Source organism: Phocaeicola sp. HCN-40430, assembly GCF_037890285.1.
In the GTDB taxonomy this organism is placed as follows: domain Bacteria; phylum Bacteroidota; class Bacteroidia; order Bacteroidales; family Bacteroidaceae; genus Phocaeicola; species Phocaeicola acetigenes.
In genome coordinates this window covers 1-326 of the sequence record NZ_JBBKBS010000092.1, presented here as the reverse complement: position 1 = coordinate 326, position 326 = coordinate 1, and the positions used below count along the sequence as shown (strand labels likewise).

The window sequence follows — 326 nt, the reverse complement described above, 5'->3', positions numbered from 1 at the left end:
CCGGCCTTTCCCATAACCAACTACAAGATAGTCAGCGCCATCCGCAATGAGATAGCATCCCGTCTTGATATTGACTCCCTTCAGGAGATACTGGCCTCCCACTGGAAACCATATCTTGAGAACCTTCACGTGTGCATGACTGATGCCACGTGTTATGAAAGCCACATGCGTTTTCCTACAGACATGAAACTGCTTTGGGAAAGTATTGAATGGCTTTACAGGCATATCTGCCGTCATTGTATGGATCTTGGGATAAGGCGTCCCCGTAACAAATATGCGGATGTGTCAGAGTCCTATCTTTCATACTGCAAGAAAAGAAAGAGGAA

1 pseudogene is annotated in these 326 nt (G+C 46.0%); it reads left to right on the top strand.

What is annotated here, in order from left to right:
• Positions 1-326: pseudogene (locus tag WKU26_RS12730) on the top strand (DDE transposase); the annotation flags it as partial.